This window comes from Actinomadura soli (genome assembly GCF_005889715.1).
GTDB lineage: Bacteria > Actinomycetota > Actinomycetes > Streptosporangiales > Streptosporangiaceae > Spirillospora > Spirillospora soli.
In genome coordinates this window covers 76,878-82,918 of the sequence record NZ_VCKW01000002.1, presented here as the reverse complement: position 1 = coordinate 82,918, position 6,041 = coordinate 76,878, and the positions used below count along the sequence as shown (strand labels likewise).

Annotated in this window: 6 protein-coding genes; 4 read left to right on the top strand and 2 right to left on the bottom strand. The window is 71.8% G+C overall.

All coding sequences use genetic code 11. The features are described 5' to 3' along the window. Nucleotides 1–208: 208 nt before the first annotated feature. Together ETD83_RS01100 and ETD83_RS01095 are read left to right on the top strand one after the other, a co-directional pair. Nucleotides 209–1,840 (top strand): coiled-coil domain-containing protein, encoded by a 1,632-nt coding sequence (locus tag ETD83_RS01100; RefSeq protein ID WP_138643146.1) that lies wholly within the window; start codon nt 209–211, stop codon nt 1,838–1,840. A 66-nt stretch (nt 1,841–1,906) separates the two neighbouring features. Continuing rightward, nucleotides 1,907–2,602 (top strand): MFS transporter, encoded by a 696-nt coding sequence (locus ETD83_RS01095; protein WP_138643145.1) that lies wholly within the window; start codon nt 1,907–1,909, stop codon nt 2,600–2,602. A gap of 23 nt (nt 2,603–2,625) precedes the next feature. Here the strand turns inward: ETD83_RS01095 and ETD83_RS01090 are convergent, their stop codons facing one another. Then, nucleotides 2,626–3,573: a D-2-hydroxyacid dehydrogenase family protein gene (locus ETD83_RS01090; RefSeq protein ID WP_138643144.1), complete on the bottom strand. Its 948-nt coding sequence runs from the start codon at nt 3,571–3,573 to the stop codon at nt 2,626–2,628. Between the two features lie 66 nt (nt 3,574–3,639). Between ETD83_RS01090 and ETD83_RS01085 the strand changes: the two genes are divergently transcribed. Further along, nucleotides 3,640–4,443, top strand: coding sequence for an SAM-dependent methyltransferase (locus ETD83_RS01085; RefSeq protein WP_138643143.1), 804 nt, complete (start codon nt 3,640–3,642; stop codon nt 4,441–4,443). Here ETD83_RS01085 and ETD83_RS01080 read toward each other — a convergent pair. Continuing rightward, nucleotides 4,440–5,543 carry an NAD(P)/FAD-dependent oxidoreductase gene (locus ETD83_RS01080; RefSeq protein WP_171063962.1) on the bottom strand — a complete coding sequence of 368 codons (1,104 nt, stop codon included), beginning with the start codon at nt 5,541–5,543 and terminating at the stop codon, nt 4,440–4,442. The genes ETD83_RS01085 and ETD83_RS01080 overlap by 4 nt on opposite strands. A gap of 103 nt (nt 5,544–5,646) precedes the next feature. Between ETD83_RS01080 and ETD83_RS01075 the strand changes: the two genes are divergently transcribed. Beyond that, nucleotides 5,647–6,039, top strand: a complete 393-nt coding sequence (locus tag ETD83_RS01075) for a helix-turn-helix domain-containing protein (protein ID WP_138643141.1) — start codon at nt 5,647–5,649, stop codon at nt 6,037–6,039. The last annotated feature ends 2 nt before the right edge of the window (nt 6,040–6,041 follow it).

The following is a 6,041-nucleotide window of genomic DNA, read 5'->3' as shown; positions in this document are numbered from 1 at the left end:
AGCCGGAGACGGGGGAGGCTGGGGGACGTTGCTGGAGGGCTGAGCCATTCCTGACGGTCCTTTCACTGATCGGTGACTCCAGCAAGCCAGATCCGCGCGGGGTTGCACCACGCCGCAACCGGTGCTGCGCGAGGGGTTGCGGCAAGTGGCAACAGCCGAAAGGCGGCAATGAGCGGTTTTCCAGGGTGCGAGCGCCGACCATGGAGCCATGACCGAACTGGCCCCCCGGCAACCGGCCGCCTGCGCCGCGTCCGGCTTCAGGGCGCTCAGCGCCGACCTCAGCCCCGAGGTGGCGACCTGGGCCCGCGAGCTCCGCACGATCTGGACGGCGGCCGGCATGACGATCAACCGGTTCGCCGGCCGGTACCCCGTGGACAAGGGCACCCTGTCGCGCTATCTCAACGGCAAGCGCGTGCCTCGCGACCAGTGGTTCCTGAACACGCTGCTGGCGATCCAGGCGGAGCAGGGTAAGGAGGTCTCCCAAGAGGTCCGAGACCATCTGACCGAGCTGCATCTGGAGGCGCTGAAGGTCGCCCACCCGCACGAGTACCGGGTGCGGGTGGTGAGCGAGGAACTGGAGCTGGCTCTGGTCGGCCAGCACGAGGCCGAGCGCTACGCCCGCGCGCTGGAGGAGCAGCTCGCCGAACGGATCAGACAGGTCGAGGAACTCACCGACCAGCACGGTCGGCTGCGCGCGGCATGGGACGTCGACCGCGCCGCCATGGAAGCCGAGAAAGACCGGTTGGAGCAGGAGATCGCCGCCCTCGAACACCGCCTGCGGCAGGCCCAGGAGCGCATCGCCCAGACCGAACACCGCTGCCGGCAGCTCGAAGACATCCTCAGCCATTTGCAGGACGGCCAGTCCGGCGATACCGCCGATTCCACCCACAGCGACACGAGCGCGGGCGGAGCAGCCGGTTCTGTCAGCGACCTTCCCCTCACCACACCTGAGATCGCGGCGGAAATGCTGGCGGCATTCAGGAAGGCGGGTGCCAGGCCCCAGGCTCTGGCACTGGCGGTACGGGCCGTCACCGAGGTCAGCGTCACCACCGACCCCGGCGACGTGGCGAGATTGCTGGAGGAACTGCGTGAGCTGAAAGCTGATGACGCCGCCCGGACATGGGCCGAGCGAGCCGTCCCCGTGGTGCGCGTCACCGCCCCGAGCGAAGCGGCACGATTGCTGGCCGAGCTTCGGCAGGCCCGGGCGCAGGACCTCGCATTGGAGTGGGCTCCACGAATCGTGGCCGAGGTCAGCCTGACATCCGACACCGGCGACGTCGCGACACTGCTGGAGGAGCTGCGTCGGCTGGGTGTGCAAAAGCCCGCCTGGGCATTGGCCGAGTGGGCCGCTCGGGAAGTCGAAGTCAGCAACTCATGGAGCGTGGTGCGAATACTGGTTGAATTGCGAAAGCTGCACCCGCAGTCAGCCCTGTTGCTCGCTGAGCGAGCCGTTCCCGACGTCAACGTGACGGACGCGTTCGACCTGCTGCAGATGCTGCTGGAACTGCGGAAGCTGAATGCCTGGGCCCTGGCGAAGGCGTTGGCTGAACGAGCCATTCCGGTGGTCCGCATCTCCAGCACGTTCTACATGGCGCAGATGCTGCAGGAAGTGCGGAGGCTGGACCCGCAGCTCGCCCTGGCATTGGCTGAGCGAGCGGTTCTGGCGGCCGAGACGAGCAATCCGTTCGACATTGTCTTGCTGCTGGAGGAGCTGCGAGGGATGGGCGCCCACGGGTTGGCGGAGAAGCTGGGCCAGCGGACGTCGAGGGGCGCGAACCCCTTCGGGTTTGACCCGACCGGCGTGGCGGTGGACGTTTCGGGCTTTGGGCCGCACGCTTGATCATGTGGTGACTTCACCGGGTTCAGCGAAAGCGGCGAACGTTCGGCTGGACGAACCCGCTGGGCGGTGGGTGCTGGTCGTTACCGCCGCCGGGTCCGGGCTCGTGCTGCTCGAAGCGACCGTCGTGGCGGGCTCGCCGGGCTGTTCTTCCTGATGCCGATCCAGCTCCAGGTCACCGCCGACTACACCACGCTGGCGGCCGGGCTGGCGCTGCTTCCGCTGACCGTGCTGACACTCGTCCTGTCGGCGCGGGGCGGGGCGCTCACCAAGCGGGCCGGGCCGCGCGTCCCTCTCGCCGCGGGTGCTCTCATCTGCGCACTCGCGCTCGTGCTGGCGACGCGGGTCGGACGGGACGCGTCGTACCTGATCGACGTGCTCCCCGTCGTCTGCCTCATCGGCGTCGGCATCCCGCTGATCACACCGCCCATCACCGCGACCGTGCTCAGCGCCGTCCCCGACGCGCGGGCCGGCATCGCCAGCGCGGTGGGCAACGGGGTCGCGCGGGCCGCCGGTCTGATCGTCGTCGCCGCGCTGCCGCTGCTGGCGGGGCTGCCGCAGGACGCCGCGAGCAACCCGGCCGAACTCGACCGCGGTTTCGACGTCGGGATGCTGATCTGCGCGGGCCTGTTCGTCCTCGGCGGCCTCATCGTCTGGTTCGGCGTGCCCCGGCCCGCGAGCGTCCCGGCGGAGCCGATCTGCCGCCACCACTGGACCGGCTGCCCGCAACTCGACGTTTCACGGCATCCGCAGGGCGCCGAGTAGCCGCGAGCGGTCCGGTCGGCGGTTCACGAGTGCCGCACCCGGATCGGTGCGCCCTTCGCGAACGCGACGATGTTCTCGACCGCGTCGCCGTACCAGGAGGCGTAGGTCTCGTCGGTCACGTAGCCGATGTGCGGGGAGGCCAGGACGTTGTCGAGGGTGCGCAGCGGGTGGTCGGCCGGAAGGGGCTCCCGGTCGTACACGTCGAGGGCAGCTCCGGCGATCCAGCGTTCCTGGCAGGCGCGGAGGAGGGCGTCCTCGTCGCAGATCGGGCCGCGGCTGGTGTTGACCAGCCACGCGTCCGGCTTCATCCGGCGCAGCTCGGGCTCGCCGACGAGCCCGCGGGTGCGGTCCGACAGGACGAGGTGGATCGTCAGCACGTCGGACGTGGCGAACAGCTCCTCCTTGCCGACGAGCGCCGCGCCGGCGTCGGTGGCGCGTTCCGCCGTCAGGTTCTGGCTCCAGGCCACGACCCGCATCCCGAACGCGTTGCCCACGGCGGCGACCCGTGAGCCCAGGCGGCCGAGGCCCAGCACGCCGAGCGTCCGGCCGGAGAGGGACGTGCCGAGCCTGGTCGTCCAGCCGCCCGCGCGGACGCTCGCCAGCTCGGCGGGCAGCCGCTTCACGGCGGCGAGGATGAGCGCCCAGGTCAGCTCGGCGGCGCCGCCCTCGGCCAGCGGCTCGGTGCCGCTGACCGTGATGCCCAGCCCGGCGCAGGCCGCGATGTCGATCGCCGTGATGCGCCTGCCGGTGACGGTGATCAGCCGCAGGTTCGGCAGCCGTTCGAGCGCGCTCTTCGGCAGCGCGGTCCGGTCCCGCATCGTCACGAGCACGTCGTACGGCTTCAGTGCCGCGACCACCGCCTCCTCGTCGCCCAGCGGGGCGCGGAACACGTCGATCGTTGCGGGCACCGGCGACCAGTCCGCCGTCCGGAGGGCGACGTCCTGGTAGTCATCGAGGATCGCGACGCGCATGAATGTCCTTTCTAGGTTCGTCCCTGAGCATGTCAAAGCTTCGGATACGCGGCAGGATGGGGCGGTATGGACGACCCCCCGGCTCAGCCGCCCGAGATCGACACGTCCGTGCCGCACCAGGCCCGGGTCTGGAACTACTTCATCGGCGGAAAGGACAACTACCCGGTCGACCGCGTGTTCGCCGAGAACATCCTCCGGGTCTATCCCGGGTTCGAGGAGGTGCCCCGGCACGCGCGGGTGTTCCTGGGACGCGCCGTCCGGTTCCTGGCGGGCGAGGCCGGGATCCGCCAGTTCCTCGACATCGGCACCGGCCTGCCCACGCACGACAACACCCATGAGGTCGCGCAGCGGGTCGCCCCCGACAGCAGGATCGTGTACGTCGACAACGACCCCCTCGTCCTCGCGCACGCGCGCGCCCTGCTGACCAGTACCCCCGAAGGGGCCTGCGACTACATCGACGCCGACGCCCGCGATCCCGCCGGCGTCCTGCTCGGCGCCTCCGCCACGCTGGACTTCACCGAGCCCGTCGCCCTGATGATCCTGGGCGTGCTGGGCACGGTCTCCGACGACGGCGAGGCCCACGCCATCCTTCGTCAGCTCCTGGACGCGCTCCCGCCGGGCAGTTACCTGGTGCTGGAGGACGGCACCAAGACCGTCCGGCCCGACGCCGCCGCGGAGGCCGAACGCATCCGGGACGAGTCCGGCTACGACTACGAGCTGCGCACCCCCGAGCGGATCGCCCGGTTCTTCGACGGGCTGGAGCTGCTGGAGCCCGGTGTGGTGTCGGTGTCCCGCTGGCGTCCCGAACCGAACCCGTTCGGCGAGGCGCCCGAGGTGGACGCGTTCTGCGGCGTCGCCCGCAAGCCCTAAGAGCCCGCGCGGTCCGGGCGGTAGGCGTCGAGCGCGGGCGAGGCGTGGCCGTGAACCTCTTGGTCGATCAGCACGGCGAGATGGGGGCCGAGCGTGATGCCGCTGTGGGTGACGGCGGTGTACAGCCCGGGCCGCTGCGAGCCGATGAGCGGATAGCCGTCGACGGGCAGGGGACGGACGCACCGCCGCATTTCGGCGACCTCCGCCGTCAGGCCGGGCATGACCACGCGCGCCCGGGCGAGGAGCTCGGTGCCGACCTCCTGGATCAGCGCAGGGGAGGCCGACTCGTCGACACCGGCGTCCAGGTCGACCGCCTCCAGAACGAGGCCCCCGCCCTCGGCCGGGCGCACGGACAGCCCCGGGGCATGGACGAGACCGTTGACGACGCCCGGCGCCGCCGAGGTGGTGGCGACGAGGCACGGAGCGGCCGAGCCGGGCTCGGACGGGTCGACCAGCGGGAGGGCGACACCGGCGGTCTCCAGGAGCGCGGGGCTGTCCCGGCCCGCCGCGCAGATCGTGAGGTCGGCGTCGAGGTCCCGGCCGTCGTCCAGGCGCACGCCGGTCACGCGGTCGCCCTCGGTGGTGAGCCGGACCGCGCGGTGGCCGGTGACGACGGCGGCGCCCGATTCGCGGGCGCGCTCCGCCAGCGCCCGCGCGGCGGGGCCTCCGTGCACGAAGCCCTCGTCGGGGTAGTGCGCGATGAGGGCGTCCGGCGGAGCCTGGACGTGCGGTTCGAGCTCGCGCAACCGTCCCGGATCGATCGGCTCGGCGGCGTAGCCGAGGCGCGCGAGCCGGGCGACCCGGTCGGCCAGCCGGGTCTTCGCGTCGTCGGCGGCCGCCCACGTCGTGTGTCCCGACGGCCGGTACCAGGCCGGGTCGCCGAACTCGGCGGCCAGGCGCCGCCAGGTGGACATCGCCTCCGTCCGGAACCGGTGGTAGGACGGGTCCTCCGGGTCGTTGGCGTTGATCCAGGCGTAGCTGGTGCCGGACGTCCCCGCGCCGGGCCCCTCCGCCTCGACGACCGTGACCTCGTCCTGACGGGCGAGCCGGTCCGCCAGCGCGGCCCCGACGATCCCCGCACCCACGACCAGTATCCGCACATCCCCAGAATGACAGCCGGTCCCGGGCATCGCGAGACCCCCGCCTTTCTGCGGTCGGCGGAACGCCTAGGGTCTCGCGGCATCCCCGACTTACGATGGGCGCATGGCCGAGATCACCCATCCGCTGAAGCCCGCCGAGCCCGCCGACGAGACGCCGCACGAGACGCGGGAGCCGCACGCGCCGCGCCGGCCGAACCCGTCGGCGGAGCCGCTGTGGCGGGACGCGCTCGGCCACTGCCTGCGGCGGCTGCGGCTCGAACGCGGTGAGACGCTGGTCGAGACGTCCCGCCGGGCCGGGGTCTCGCCGCAGTACCTCTCCGAGATGGAACGCGGCGTCAAGGAGCCGTCGAGCGAGATGATCGCGGCGGTCGCCGGCGCCCTGGACGTGACGCTCGGCGACCTGACGCTCGCGGTCGCGACGACCCTCCTGACCGCCCCGGCCCGGACGGCTCCGGCGGGTGTGACCTGCCAGGCCGCCTACGCCCTGGCCGCGTAGGC

What these genes read in the sequence shown, in the direction of transcription:
- ETD83_RS01100 (WP_138643146.1), top strand. Translation starts at nt 209, where the DNA reads ATGACCGAACTGGCCCCCCGGCAACCGGCCGCCTGCGCCGCGTCCGGC.
- ETD83_RS01090 (WP_138643144.1), bottom strand. Translation starts at nt 3,573, where the DNA reads ATGCGCGTCGCGATCCTCGATGACTACCAGGACGTCGCCCTCCGGACG.
- ETD83_RS01085 (WP_138643143.1), top strand. Translation starts at nt 3,640, where the DNA reads ATGGACGACCCCCCGGCTCAGCCGCCCGAGATCGACACGTCCGTGCCG.
- ETD83_RS01075 (WP_138643141.1), top strand. Translation starts at nt 5,647, where the DNA reads ATGGCCGAGATCACCCATCCGCTGAAGCCCGCCGAGCCCGCCGACGAG.